This is a genomic window from Roseovarius sp. SCSIO 43702 (assembly GCF_019599045.1).
Lineage (GTDB): Bacteria > Pseudomonadota > Alphaproteobacteria > Rhodobacterales > Rhodobacteraceae > Roseovarius.
The window spans coordinates 3,026,536-3,040,532 of sequence record NZ_CP080623.1 but is presented as its reverse complement, the minus strand read 5'-3'; the positions used below and the strand labels follow the sequence as shown (position 1 = coordinate 3,040,532).

The following is a 13,997-nucleotide window of genomic DNA, read 5'->3' as shown; positions in this document are numbered from 1 at the left end:
CAGGTGGCAAAGCGGTCGACGAAAGAGGCGCATGGCGGCATCGGACGACAAGGTGGAGACGGCGGAAGGCCGTTCGCGCGCGCGGCGCGGCGGGCGGGGGCGGAAGATCGGCCTCCTGTCGCTTCTGAGCGTCTCGTTCCTGGTCCTTGCCGGCGCGCTTCTCGTCCTGTCCTATCTCGGCACGCCCATCGTGGTGCCCGACTGGCTTCATGCCCGGATCATCGAGCGGATCAACGAGGAGACGGGCGGCGTAGAGGTGGAAATGGGCGAGGTCGTGGTGGTGGTCGAGCAGGGCTGGCAGCCGCGCATCGAGCTGCATGACGTGGCCTTTTCCCAGCGAGGCGGGCAGCCCATCGCGGCGCTTGCGGAACTGAGCGGGACGGTGGCGCTCAAGCCGCTTCTGCGCGGCGAGTTGCAGCCGAAGGTGATCCGCGTCTCGGGTGCGGCGCTGGCCCTGCGCCGTGACGCGGACGGCAAGATCAACCTCGCGCTGGGGGGCGGCATGGGCGACGTGCAACTGGCCGAGGTGATCGCGCGGATCGACCGCGCGATGACGCGCCCGGGCCTTGCCACGCTGCGCGAGGTGCAGGCCGACAACATCACGCTGCGCTACGAGGATGCGCGTGCGGGGCGCGCGTGGAACGTCGACGGCGGGAGCCTCGGCCTGCTTCGGGAGGGCGAGGAGTTGCGGCTCGGCGGTGACTTCACGCTTCTGGGCGCGCGGGCCTATCCGACGCGTCTCGGGATGAGTTTCGCGAGCCGCATCGGCGAGGCGGCGGCGGAGGTGTCTGTCAACATCGAGGACATGCCGGCGGACGAGATCGCGGGGCAGTCGCCCGCGATGGCCTGGCTGGGCGCGCTCGAGGCGCCGATCTCGGGCGCGTTGCGCGCGCAGGTGGACGAGGATGGCCGGCTCGGGCCGCTCAACGCGACGCTTCAGATAGGGGAAGGCGTGCTCAAGCCCAATGACGCGGTGCAGCCCGTGGCCTTCACCGGCGCGCGGACCTATTTCACCTATGATCCGCGCGAGAACGCGCTGCGCTTCGAGGACGTGTCGATCGACAGCAAGTGGGGCCGTGTCCGGGCCGAGGGGCAGGCCTTCCTCATCGGGGCCGAAACCGGCTGGCCCACCGAGTTGCAGGCGCAGATGCGGCTTCGCGACATCGAGATGAACCCGATGGATTTCTATCCCGAACCGGTGCGCCTCGACGCGGCGAGCATGGACATGCGGCTCAACCTCGATCCCTTCGAACTGACCGTGGGGGAACTGACCTTGCAGGACCAGGGCCAGCGCCTTGTCCTGGCCGGAACGCTGCGCGCGGTGGAGGCGGGCTGGGACCTGGCGGTCGATGCGGAGATGGATGCGCTGAGCCATGCCCGGCTGGTAGAGCTGTGGCCCGCGACGGTGAAGGCAAACACGCGCGACTGGCTGGTGGAGAATATCGAGAAGGGGCAGTTGAGCGACATCCAGCTTGCCGTGCGCTCGGACCCCGGAGAGGTGCCCGACGCCTATATCAACTTCGCCTATCACGACCTCACCACGAAATTCGTCAAGGAGATGCCGCCGATCCGGGAAGGGGCGGGGCAGGCCTCGCTTTACGGCAACCGCTTCGCGATCACGGCGACGGAGGGCTACGTGGAGCCCGCGCAGGGCGGGCGGATCGACATCGCCGGCACGAGTTTCATCATCCCCGACGCGGGCATCCGGCGCGGTCCGGCGGTGGCGCTCGTCAAGATCGACAGCACGATCACCGCGGCGCTGTCGCTGCTCAACTCGGACCCGGTCAACCTGATGGACAAGGCGGGCCAGCCGGTGACGCTTGCCGAGGGGCGCGCGACGCTGGAGGGGCGGCTCGATTTCCTGCTCAAGCCGCAGCTTCAGACCGAGGAGATCGTCTTCGACGTCAAGGGCCGGCTGCGCGACCTGCGCAGCGAGACGCTGGTGGAGGGGCGCACGCTCACCGCCGAAACGCTCGACCTGCGCGCGGATGGCGAGGGGTTGCGCGTCGAGGGGGCCGCGCGGCTGGGGCAGGTGCCCTTCGAGGGGGAGTTCGCCACGCCGCTGACGAAACAGGCCGAGGGCGGATCGCGGGTGACGGGCACGGTGATCCTGTCGCAGGGATTCGTGGACGAGTTCGGCATCGGCCTGCCGCCGGGGTCGATCACCGGCCAGGCCGAGGGCGAGATCACCGTGGACCTGCGCGATGGCGGCGCGGGGGATTTCGTGCTGAACTCGGACCTGCGGGGGCTTGGCATGCGCCTTTCGCAGCTCAACTGGTCGAAGCCCGCGGCGAGCGGCGGGAGTTTGCGGGTGGAGGGCAGGCTGGGCCAGCCGCCCGCGATTGACCGCGTGGCGCTCGACGCGCCGGGGCTCGAGGCGGTGGGTGCGGTGACGCTGCGCCCCGACGGCGTGCTGGACCGGGCGGTGTTCAGCCGCGTGAACGTGGGCGGATGGCTCGATGCGCCGGTGACGCTCGTGGGGCGCGGGCCGGGGGCGACGCCCGCCGTGCAGGTCTCGGGCGGGCGCGTCGACCTGCGGCGCACGTCGCTCAGCGCGGGGCCGGGTGCGGCAACCCGGAAGGGCGCGCCGGTGAGCCTTGCGCTCGACAGGTTGACGATCTCGGACGGGATCATGCTGACCGATTTCCGCGCCAAGCTCGACACCAGCGGCGGCACGAGCGGGCAGTTCAGCGGCAAGGTGAACAACGGCGCGCAGGTGAGCGGCACCATCCTTCCCGAGGCCGGGCGCAGCGCGTTCCGCATCGTGTCGGAAAACGCGGGCGGCGTGCTGCGCTCGGCGGGTCTTCTGAAGAACGCGCGCGGCGGGTCGATGGAGCTTATCCTGCGGCCCGCGACGGAGGCGGGGAGCTATAACGGCCGCCTCAAGGGGGCGAACCTGTGGCTCACCGACGCGCCGGCGATGGCCGCGCTGCTCAGCGCGATGAGCGGCGTGGGCCTTCTGGAGCAGATGTCGGGCAACGGCATCCATTTCGCGGAGCTCGACGCGCAGTTCAAGCTCAGCCCCGAGCAGCTTACCCTCTACAAGGGCCGCGCGACGGGTGCGTCGATGGGCGTCACGATGGACGGCTATTACTGGCTGAAGGAGGGGCGGATGGACATGCAGGGCGTCATCTCGCCCGTCTACGCGGTGAACGCGATCGGCGGCATCCTGACGCGCAAGGGCGAGGGGCTGATCGGGTTCAACTACCAGATGAAGGGCCCGGCCAAGGATCCTCGGGTCAAGGTTCTGCCGCTCACGCTCTTTACGCCGGGGATGTTTCGCAACATATTCCGCCGCGCCCCGCCGGGGGTACAGCGCGCCGAGGACCGGCTGCGCGAGATCGAGGAAGAGACCGGCCGGAGCGGTGTCGCCACGGGCGGGCCGCCGGGGCAGAGGTAACCCCCGCGCGGGGCCAGGCAGGACGGCGACATGAAGCTCGACGATTTCGATTTCGATCTGCCGGAGGAGCTGATCGCGACGCGGCCGGTGCGGCCGCGCCCCGCCGCGCGGCTGCTGGTGGCCGAGGGCGCGGACATGACGGATGCGCATGTGCGCGACCTGGGGCGATGGCTCAGACCCGGTGACAGGCTGATCCTCAACGATACCAAGGTCATACCCGCGCGCCTTTCCGGGACGCGCGACCGCCCGGGGTCCGAGACGGGCGCGCGGATCGAGGCGACGCTCCTCGAGCCGGGACCGGAGGGGACGTGGAGCGCGCTGGTCAAGCCGCTGAAGAAGTTGCGCGAGGGCGAGGTGGTGCGGTTCGGCGCGGGGCTCGAGGCCGAACTCCTGGGCAAGGTCGAGGGGCGGGGCGTGCTGCGCTTCAACCTTGCCGGCGAAGCGTTCGACCGGGCGCTGGCCGAGGCGGGGGCGATGCCGCTTCCGCCTTACATCGCCGCGCGGCGCAAGGCGGATGCGCGCGACCGGGAGGATTACCAGACCGTCTGGGCCGCGAAGGAGGGCGCCGTGGCCGCGCCGACCGCGTCGCTGCATTTCGACGAGGCGCTCCTGTCGGAGCTGGCCGCGCAGGGTGTCGCGTTCAGCCACGTGACGCTGCATGTCGGGGCGGGCACGTTCCTTCCGGTGACGGTCGAGGACGTGACAACGCACCGGATGCATGCCGAATGGGGCGAGGTGAGCGCGGCCGCCGCCGCCGAGATCGCCGCCACGCGGGCGGCGGGCGGGCGGATCATTCCCGTGGGCACGACCGCGCTGCGCCTGATCGAGACGGCGGCCCGCGCGACGGGCGCGATCGCGCCGTGGGAAGGCGAGACCGACATCTTCATCTATCCCGGCTTCGAGTTCCGCGTGACCGACGCGCTCATGACCAATTTCCACCTTCCGAAGAGCACGCTGATGATGCTCGTCTCGGCATTGATGGGGCGCGAGCGGATGCGCGCGGTCTATGAGCACGCCATCGCCGAGCGCTATCGCTTTTTCTCATACGGGGATGCATCGCTGTTGATCCCGCGCTGAAACCCTGCCACGGGGGCGAAAGTGAGCCGCGTTGAGTCGCGTTCGTGACGGACAGGCCCGTTGCCGGCGTGGCAGGGAGGCCGCAACGAGCATCGGAGGCCCGAGATGATCAAGGTTCTGTCGAGCGCATGGGCGCTCCTGCTGGGCATGATGCTCTTGCAGGTGGGCAACGGGATGCAGGGCACGCTCCTGGGTATCCGGGGCGAGATCGAGGGCTTTTCCACCATGGAGATGTCGCTCGTCATGTCGGGCTACTTCGTGGGGTTCCTCTTCGGGTCGCGCATGGCGCCCGACATGATCCGGCGGGTGGGGCACGTGCGGGTCTTCGCCGCGCTCGGCTCGCTCATCTCGGCGGTGATGATCCTCTACCCGGTCCTCACCGACCCGATCGCCTGGGGGCTGTTGCGTATCCTGATCGGCTTCTGTTTCTCGGGCGTCTACGTGACGGCGGAAAGCTGGCTCAACGAGGCGGCGGACAACGAGAACCGGGGCAAGGCGCTGTCGCTTTACATGATCATGCAGATGGTCGGTATCGTGAGCGCGCAATACCTGCTGATCCTGGGCGAGCCGAGCGGGTTCGTCCTTTTCATCGTGCCGTCGGTCCTCGTCTCGATCGCCTTCGCGCCGATCCTCCTGTCGGTGAGCCCGACGCCCGCCTTCGACACGACGAAGCCGCTTACGCTGAGGCAGCTGTTCGGCGTCTCGCCGCTGGGCTGCGTGGGGATGTTCCTGCTGGGCGGGGTCTTTGCCGCGCAGTTCGGCATGGCGCCGGTCTATGGCGCCGAGGCCGGGCTGAGCGTCGCGCAGATCTCGACCTTCGTGTCGTTCTTCTTCATCAGCGCGCTTTTCGTGCAATACCCGGTCGGGTGGCTGTCGGACCGGCTGGACCGGCGATTGATGATCCTCGTGGGGGCGTTCATCATCGGGCTGGGCGCGCTGATCGGGATCTTCCTGGGTAACATCTTCGTGATGCTCTGCGTGGCGGCCGCGCTGATCGGCGGCATGTCGAACCCGCTTTATTCGCTGCTCATCGCCTACACGAACGACTTCCTCGAGCATGGCGACATGGCCGCCGCGGCGGGGGGGCTGATCTTCATCAACGGGCTGGGCGCGGTGATGGGGCCGCTCGCGGTGGGCTGGATCATGGGACAGGTGGGGCCGTGGGGCTTTTTCATGTTCATCGCCGTGCTGGGCTTCGCCACGTCGGGCTATGCCGCCTACCGGATGACGCAGCGCCCGTCGCGCTCGATCGAGGACCAGGACCCCTACGTGGTGGTCATGCCCTCGGCCTCGCCGGTGGCCGTGGAGATCGCGCAGGAATGGGCGATCGAGGAGGCGCAGGCCGAGGAGGACGAGGCCGAGGAGGCCGCGCGGGCCGCGTCATGAGCGGCGCGGTGATTGCGATAACGTGATGGGCATGTCGCAAATGAAGCATTTTATGACTGGCCTTGTAAGTTAACGCCGCGTTAACATTTATAAAACTGTCGTATGGATGAAGAGGAGCATTCCATGACGTCGCCCGATGATGTGTTGAAGTTCTGGCTCGACGAGGTCGGCCCGGAAGGTTGGTACGAGGTTTCGGAGGCGCTCGATGCGAAAATCCGGGACAGGTTCCTCGACGCGTGGAACGCCGCGCGCGAGGGTCGTTTCGGGCTCTGGCTGACCTATCCGGCCGGAACGCTGGCCTACATCATTCTCATGGACCAGTTCCCGCGCAACATGTTCCGGGGCGAGGCCACGTCCTTTGCCACCGACCGCGCCGCGCTTGCGGCGGCGAAGGCGGCGATCGGGCGGAAATGGGACCTGGCCATCGACGAACCGGCGCGGCAGTTCTTCTATCTTCCGCTGATGCATTCGGAGAACCTCTGCGACCAGGAGCGGTGCATCCGCCTTGTCTGTGAACGCATGCCCGAGACGGGCGAGAACACGCTTCTCCATGCCCGCGCGCATCGCGAGGTCATCCGGCAATTCGGACGCTTCCCCTATCGCAACGAGGCGCTGGGCCGGGCCACGACAGGCCCCGAGCGCGGCTATCTCGAGGCCGGATCCTATGGCGAGACGGTGCGTGCCTTGCAGGCGGCCGACGCGGCCTGAGCGCGAAGGCGGTTCCCGGACGGACATGAAGGCGCCGAAAGTCCTTGGTGATCCGGCGGATACGTGAGAGCATTCGCGGGTTCAGTTCGAGTGTCCGATGGCGGCCGATTGCCGCGCATGGATGGGAACAATCATGACATTGCAAGTTATCGGCTCGGGCTTCGGCCGGACGGGCACCATGTCGACGAAGGTCGCGCTTGAGCGGCTGGGATTCGGCCCCTGTCATCACATGGTCGCCGTCATGGAGGATGCAGCGCAGCCGCCGCTCTGGAAAGCGTTCTTCGCCGGTGGTCCGGTGACCCCGAACCAGCTTTACGAGGGGTACGGGTCCCAGGTCGACTGGCCGGGTGCGCATATCTGGCCGCAGGCGCTTGCCGCCTTTCCCGAGGCCAAGGTCCTGCATACCGAACGGCCCGAAGACAAATGGTGGTCCAGTTTCGATAGCACCATCGGCAAGTTCTTCCGGCTTGTGGACGATCTGGACCTGCCGCCGCATGTCGCGGACCTTTTCATCATGATGCGGGACGGGTTCCTGCGAAAGACTTTCGAAGATTTCACCGACCGCGAATGCGCCATAGCCGCCTACCGGCGCAACAACGAGGCGGTGCGCGCGGCGGTGCCCGCGGACCGGTTGCTGGTCTTCGATGTGGCCGAGGGGTGGGAGCCGCTCTGCGCCTTTCTGAATGTGCCGCAGCCCGATGAGGAATTTCCGCGCCTTCATCAGAAGAAGGAGTTCTGGGAGCATTTCGGCGGCGATCCGGAAAAGTGATCCCGACGCCGCGGCCACGCGGGGAGAACCGCGCGTTGTGGTCGGCGCCATGATAGTTTAATTTCAAACCAGTTTTGGTGTTGAATGGACGGAGATAGCACATGGCCGCTCAGAGCTTTGACATGATCGTAATCGGAGCCGGGCCGGGGGGCTATGTGGCGGCCATTCGGGCGGCGCAACTGGGCCTCAAGGTGGCCTGTGTCGAGCGCGAGCATCTGGGCGGCATCTGTCTCAACTGGGGGTGTATTCCGACGAAGGCGATGCTGCGGTCGTCCGAGGTGTTCCACCTGATGCATCGCGCGAAGGAATTCGGGCTGAGCGTGGAAAAGCCGGGCTATGACCTCGATGCCGTTGTCAAGCGCTCGCGCGGGGTGGCCAAGCAGCTCACGCAGGGTGTGGGGCACCTGCTCAAGAAGAACAAGGTGACGGTCATCATGGGCACCGCGACCCTGCCCGCGAAGGGCAAGGTGAGCGTCAAGACCGACAAGGGCGAGACGCAGGAGCTGAGCGCGAAGCATATCGTGCTGGCCACGGGCGCGCGGGCGCGGCAATTGCCGGGACTCGAGGCCGATGGGGACCTTGTCTGGACCTACAAGCATGCGCTTCAGCCGGGGCGGATGCCGAAGAAGCTCCTGGTGATCGGGTCGGGCGCGATCGGGATCGAATTCGCGAGCTTCTACAACACGTTGGGCGCCGAGACGACGGTGGTCGAGGTGATGGACCGGGTACTTCCCGTGGAGGATGCCGAGATCAGCGGTTTCGCGAAGAAGGCGTTCGAGAAGCAGGGCATGACGATCCTCGAGAAGTCCACCGTCAAGCAGCTTGACCGTGCGAAGGGCAAGGTGACAGCCCATATCGAGCGCGGCGGCAAGGTCGAGAAGCACGAGTTCGACACCGTGATTTCCGCCGTCGGGATCGTCGGCAATGTCGAGGATCTGGGCCTCGAGGAGCTGGGCGTGAAGGTGGATCGCAGCCACGTGATCGTGGACGAATACTGCCGCACCGGGGTCGATGGCCTTTACGCGATCGGCGACGTGGCGGGCGCGCCCTGGCTTGCCCACAAGGCGAGCCACGAAGGCGTCATGGTGGCCGAGATGGCGGCGGGCGGGCATCCGCATCCCGTGCGCCCCGAGAGCATCGCCGGCTGCACCTATTGCCATCCGCAGGTGGCGAGCGTGGGCCTGACCGAGGCGAAGGCCAAGGAGGCGGGATACGAGATCAAGGTGGGCCGCTTCCCCTTCATCGGGAACGGCAAGGCGATCGCGCTGGGCGAGGCGGAGGGCATGGTCAAGACGATCTTCGACGCGAAGACCGGCGAGCTTCTGGGCGCGCATATGGTGGGCGCGGAAGTCACCGAGCTGATCCAGGGCTACGTGGTGGGCCGGCAGCTCGAGACCACGGAAGAAGACCTGATGAACGCGGTCTTCCCGCATCCGACGCTCAGCGAGATGATGCACGAGAGCGTGTTGCAGGCCTATGGGCGGGCGATCCACATCTGAGAAAGCGGCGGGCTGAGGCCCGCTCATGGCGGGAACGCGGGGCATGCCCAGTCTCAACCGGATCGTGATGCAGCAGACCTCGAAGGAGTGGCTGACCGCGCTGCCGCTGTCGGAGATGGATGCGGCCGAGATCTCGGGGAAGAACGGACGGCGCTACGCGTTCAGGAGCTACTCGCGCTTCCGCTACCCGAAACACGACATCTGCGACGCGCCCTTCATGGATGATGAAGGCCGGATCCTGACCTTCGACATCGTGCTCGCGAACCAGGTGTGGGAGCATCTTGACCGGCCCTATGCCGCCACGCGGCACGTGCGCGAGATGCTGCGGCCCGGCGGATATTTCTGGCTCGCCGTGCCGTTCTTCGTGCCCTACCACGGTGCGCCGATGGATTGCTCGCGATGGACCGCGCGCGGGTTGCGGAACCTGCTGGTGGAAGTGGGGTTCGAGGCGCGGAAGGTGCGCGCCGCGCAATGGGGCAACAGGGCGGCCGCGCGCCGCAATCTCGAGGACTCGTGGCCGCCGGAATACGATCCGGAGCGCGACGATCTGACGAACGATCCCGACTGCCCGATCTGCGCCTGGGCGCTGGCGCAGAAGTGAGGGGCGGGGGCCTCCGGCGAGGCGATCGCCCGGTCTACGCCTTGGACTTGAGGTAGTCGCGCAGGGCAACGGCGTTGTTGTGCTCTTCGTCCTTGGCCGCGTAGACCAGCGTGACGCGGCCGTCGCGGACCTTGTCGAGGAGGTCATCGACGGCGTCGTTGTCGTCAAGCTCCTCGTGGTAGCGGTCGCGGAATTCGTCCCATTTGTCGGGGTCGTGGTCGAACCATTCGCGCAGGTCGTCGCTGGGGGCCACGTCCTTCAGCCATTCGTCGAGCCGGGCCTCTTCCTTCGACACGCCGCGGGGCCACATGGCATCGACGAGGACGCGGTGGCCGTCATTGTCGGCAGGGTCGTCGTAGGCGCGTTTGCAGCGGATATCCATGATGTCTCTCCTTCTCACGGGAAACGCCGCGGCCGCGCGGCGGTTCCGCGCGCGGTGTTCGTGCAACGTTCCGTTTTGCGGGTTGGAGACTCGGGGCGCATACACTATCTGTTAGGCCTTGGAACCTGGGGGATGCCTGATGGCCGAGCAGACACATATCGAGGTGCGCGGGGCGCGCGAGCACAATCTCAAGAACATCGACGTGGACATTCCGCGCAACGAGCTCGTCGTCATCACCGGCCTTTCGGGGTCGGGCAAGTCGAGCCTGGCCTTCGATACGATCTATGCCGAGGGTCAGCGCCGCTATGTCGAGAGCCTGTCGGCCTATGCGCGGCAGTTCCTCGATATGATGGAAAAGCCCGACGTGGATCATATCAGCGGCCTTTCCCCCGCGATCAGCATCGAGCAGAAGACGACGAGCAAGAACCCCCGTTCGACGGTCGGCACGGTGACGGAGATCTACGACTACCTGCGGCTTCTCTTCGCGCGGGCGGGCACGCCCTATTCGCCGGCAACCGGCAAACCCATCGAAGCACAGCAGGTGCAGGACATGGTGGACCGGGTCATGGCGATGGAGGAGGGCACGCGCGGCTATCTCCTGGCCCCGATCATCCGCGACCGGAAGGGGGAATATCGCAAGGAATTCATGGAGCTGCGCAAGCAGGGGTTCCAGCGCGTCAAGGTGAATGGCAGCTTCTACGAGCTGGACGAGCCGCCCGTGCTCGACAAGAAGTTCCGACATGACATCGACGTGGTGGTCGACCGGATCGTTGTGCGCGAGGGGCTCGAGACACGGCTCGCCGACAGTTTCCGCACGGCGCTCGACCTGGCCGACGGGATCGCGATTCTCGAGACGGCGCCGAAGGAAGGTGAGCCAGAGCGGATCACCTTCAGCGAGAATTTCGCCTGTCCGGTGAGCGGCTTCACGATTCCCGAGATCGAGCCGCGCCTCTTCTCGTTCAACGCGCCCTTCGGAGCCTGCCCGGATTGCGACGGGTTGGGCATGGAGCTTTTCTTCGACGAGCGGCTGGTGGTGCCGGACGCGGCGCTCAAGCTCTATGACGGGGCGCTGGCGCCGTGGCGGAAGGGGAAGTCGCCCTATTTCCTCCAGACGATCGAGGCCATCGCGCGGCATTACGAGTTCGACGCGCAGACGCCGTGGAAGGACCTGCCCGCGCATGTGCAGCAGGTCATGCTTTACGGCTCGGGCGACGAGGAGATCCAGTTCCGCTATGACGAGGGCGGCCGCGTCTACAACGTGACGCGCAGCTTCGAGGGGGTGATCCCCAACATGGAGCGGCGCTATCGCGAGACCGACAGCAACTGGATCCGCGAGGAGTTCGAGCGCTACCAGAACAACCGGCCCTGCGGCACCTGCGGAGGCTATCGCCTGCGCGAGGAGGCGCTGGCGGTGAAGATCGGCCCCGAGGGCGCGCGGCTCCATATCGGGCAGGTGGTGCAGATGAGCATTCGCGAGGCCCATGACTGGTGCGAGCGGGTGCCGGAGGCGCTGAGCGCGCAGAAGAACGAGATCGCGCGCGCGATCCTGAAGGAAATCCGCGAGCGGCTGGGATTCCTCAACAATGTGGGCCTCGAATACCTGACGCTCAGCCGCAATGCCGGCACGCTGTCGGGGGGCGAGAGCCAGCGGATCCGGCTGGCGAGCCAGATCGGCAGTGGTCTGACCGGGGTGCTTTACGTGCTGGACGAGCCCAGCATCGGGCTGCACCAGCGCGACAACGGGCGGCTTCTGACCACGCTCAAGAACCTGCGCGACCAGGGCAACACCGTGATCGTGGTCGAGCATGACGAGGAGGCGATCCGCGAGGCCGATTACGTCTTTGACATCGGTCCGGGCGCGGGTGTGCATGGTGGCAGCGTGGTGAGCCACGGCCTGCCCGCGCAGGTGGCGGCGGACGAACAGTCGCTCACCGGGCAATACCTTTCGGGCAAGCGCGAGATCGCCGTGCCGGCAACGCGGCGCGAGGGCAACGGCAAGTCGGTCGAGGTGGTCAAGGCCACGGGCAACAACCTGAAGGACGTGACCGCGGAGTTTCCGCTGGGCCGGTTCGTCTGTGTGACGGGCGTGTCTGGCGGGGGCAAGTCCACGCTGACCATCGAGACGCTGTTCAAGACCGCCTCGATGCGCCTCAACGGTGCGCGGCAGACTCCGGCGCCCTGCGAGACGATCAAGGGGCTGGAGCATCTCGACAAGGTGATCGACATCGACCAGCGGCCCATCGGGCGCACGCCGCGGTCGAACCCGGCGACCTACACGGGGGCCTTCACGCCGATCCGCGACTGGTTCGCCGGTCTGCCCGAGGCGAAGGCGCGCGGCTACAAGCCGGGCAGGTTCAGCTTCAACGTGAAGGGCGGGCGCTGTGAGGCCTGCCAGGGCGACGGGGTCATCAAGATCGAGATGCATTTCCTGCCGGATGTCTATGTCACCTGCGAGACCTGCGGCGGCGCGCGCTACAACCGCGAGACGCTGGAGATCAGGTTCAAGGGCAAGAGCATCGCCGACGTTCTGGATATGACGGTCGAGGATGCGCAGGAGTTCTTCAAGGCGGTGCCGTCCATTCGCGAGAAGATGGATGCGCTGATGCGCGTGGGGCTGGGCTATATCAAGGTGGGCCAGCAGGCGACGACGCTTTCGGGGGGGGAGGCGCAGAGGGTGAAGCTCAGCAAGGAGTTGAGCAAGCGCTCGACCGGCCGCACGCTCTATATCCTGGACGAACCGACCACGGGGCTGCATTTCGAGGATGTTCGAAAACTGCTGGAAGTGCTGCACGAGCTTGTGGAGCAAGGCAACACCGTGGTCGTGATCGAGCATAACCTCGACGTCATCAAGACCGCCGACTGGCTCATCGATATCGGCCCCGAGGGGGGTGATGGCGGCGGCGAGATCGTGGCGGTGGGCACGCCCGAGGACGTGGCCGGCGTCGAGCGGAGCCATACGGGACGCTACCTGAAGGACATGCTGTCGGGGCGCAAGCTGGCGGCGGAATGAGCGTGCCGGCCGGGACGGGTCGCACGGGGGCGGTCAGGCCTTGCGCGCGACGCCTTTCGCGTCCTCCGCGTCGCCCAGGAAATGGCCGATGCGGTTCAGGCGCTCGATCTCGTCGCAGGTGATCTTGATCACGATCAGGATGGGCACGGCCACGACCATGCCCATGACCGACCAGATATAGGCGAAGAAGGCGACAACGAGGAACACCACCGGGGTGTTGAGCCGCATCCGCCGCGAGATCAGCATCGGTGTGACGAACTGACCCTCGATGGAGGTGAGCGCCATGTAGGTGAGGAACACGCCCAATGCGGACCAGAGGTCCGAGAAGGTGATGAAGGCGATCAGCGCGGCGATGGCGGCACCGGCAAGGGCGCCGAGAAACGGGATGTAGTTCAGCGCGAAGGCCATGATGCCGATGGCGATCCAGTTCGGGATGCCCCAGGCCAGCATCGCCGCGCCGATGGCCACGCCGAGCCCCGCGTTTATGAAGGTGATGCCGCCGAGGTAGCGCCCGAGCCGGTCCTCGATCGAGTGGATGATGCCCACGGCGCGGCGCTTCTCGGTGAAGTTCGGCAGGCTTTCGACCGTGCGTTCGAGGAAGAAGTCGCCCGAGGCGAGCAGGAAGAACATCATGAAGATGGCGAATATCACCTGCCCGAGCACCTTCGGGGCAAGGGTCACGATCGACGCGGCGGGGCTGTTCTCTTCGACGACCTTTACGTTGACGGCCTCGTCGTCCTTGGTGTCGACAACCTCTTCCACCGCTTTCGCGGCGTCGTTGACAGCATCCATCGCGCCGCCCGACTGCGCGGCAAGCTCGCGCTGGATGTCGCTGACGTAGCCGGGCAGGTTCTCGACCAGGCGCGCGACGGGTTCGGCGAACCAGATGATCGCCGCGCCGGCGCCCGCGAAGATCAGCGTGGTGAAGAGGGCGGCCGTCGCGATGTCGGGGACGCCGAGCCGCCGCATGAGCCGCCGCGGCCGGCTGAGAACGAAATAGCCCAGCACGGCGGTCGTCACGGGGATGAGGAACGTGGCGGCCCAGAGCATGAGCGCCATGAGCAGGATGATGAAGATGCCGAGGACGGGGGCATACAGGCGGTTCAAATCTGTCATGTGCCGAAAAAATCACGCGCGTGAAGTGCAATCGCCACCCAACGCGCGT

10 protein-coding genes are annotated in these 13,997 nt (G+C 66.7%); 8 read left to right on the top strand and 2 right to left on the bottom strand.

Annotated elements, in window-relative coordinates:
* Nucleotides 1-31 precede the first annotated feature (31 nt).
* The 7 genes from K1T73_RS15020 (at nt 32) to K1T73_RS14990 (ending at nt 9,440) form a co-directional block, all read left to right on the top strand.
* Nucleotides 32-3,400, top strand: coding sequence for an AsmA-like C-terminal region-containing protein (locus tag K1T73_RS15020; RefSeq protein ID WP_220601478.1), 3,369 nt, complete (start codon nt 32-34; stop codon nt 3,398-3,400).
* 30 nt (nt 3,401-3,430) lie between these two features.
* Nucleotides 3,431-4,477, top strand: coding sequence for a tRNA preQ1(34) S-adenosylmethionine ribosyltransferase-isomerase QueA (gene queA / locus K1T73_RS15015; RefSeq protein ID WP_220601477.1), 1,047 nt, complete (start codon nt 3,431-3,433; stop codon nt 4,475-4,477).
* A 105-nt stretch (nt 4,478-4,582) separates the two neighbouring features.
* Entirely contained in the window at nt 4,583-5,863 is a 1,281-nt protein-coding gene (locus K1T73_RS15010; RefSeq protein ID WP_220601476.1) for an MFS transporter, read from the top strand.
* A 123-nt stretch (nt 5,864-5,986) separates the two neighbouring features.
* The gene (locus K1T73_RS15005; protein WP_220601475.1) at nt 5,987-6,571 is read left to right on the top strand and encodes a DUF924 family protein; all 585 of its coding nucleotides are present in this window, start codon (nt 5,987-5,989) and stop codon (nt 6,569-6,571) included.
* 133 nt (nt 6,572-6,704) lie between these two features.
* Nucleotides 6,705-7,340, top strand: a complete 636-nt coding sequence (locus K1T73_RS15000) for a sulfotransferase family protein (protein ID WP_220601474.1) — start codon at nt 6,705-6,707, stop codon at nt 7,338-7,340.
* A gap of 101 nt (nt 7,341-7,441) precedes the next feature.
* Entirely contained in the window at nt 7,442-8,839 is a 1,398-nt protein-coding gene (gene lpdA / locus K1T73_RS14995) for a dihydrolipoyl dehydrogenase (protein ID WP_220601473.1), read from the top strand.
* 43 nt (nt 8,840-8,882) lie between these two features.
* On the top strand, nt 8,883-9,440 hold the full coding sequence (locus K1T73_RS14990; RefSeq protein WP_220601472.1) for a class I SAM-dependent methyltransferase: 558 nt from the start codon (nt 8,883-8,885) through the stop codon (nt 9,438-9,440).
* Nucleotides 9,441-9,474: 34 nt separating this feature from the next.
* Here the strand turns inward: K1T73_RS14990 and K1T73_RS14985 are convergent, their stop codons facing one another.
* Entirely contained in the window at nt 9,475-9,822 is a 348-nt protein-coding gene (locus tag K1T73_RS14985; RefSeq protein WP_220601471.1) for a DUF488 domain-containing protein, read from the bottom strand.
* 139 nt (nt 9,823-9,961) lie between these two features.
* Between K1T73_RS14985 and uvrA the strand changes: the two genes are divergently transcribed.
* Nucleotides 9,962-12,832, top strand: coding sequence for an excinuclease ABC subunit UvrA (gene uvrA, locus K1T73_RS14980; RefSeq protein ID WP_220601470.1), 2,871 nt, complete (start codon nt 9,962-9,964; stop codon nt 12,830-12,832).
* 33 nt (nt 12,833-12,865) lie between these two features.
* Here uvrA and K1T73_RS14975 read toward each other — a convergent pair whose 3' ends face one another.
* Nucleotides 12,866-13,948, bottom strand: coding sequence for an AI-2E family transporter (locus K1T73_RS14975; RefSeq protein WP_220601469.1), 1,083 nt, complete (start codon nt 13,946-13,948; stop codon nt 12,866-12,868).
* Between the last annotated feature and the right edge of the window lie 49 nt (nt 13,949-13,997).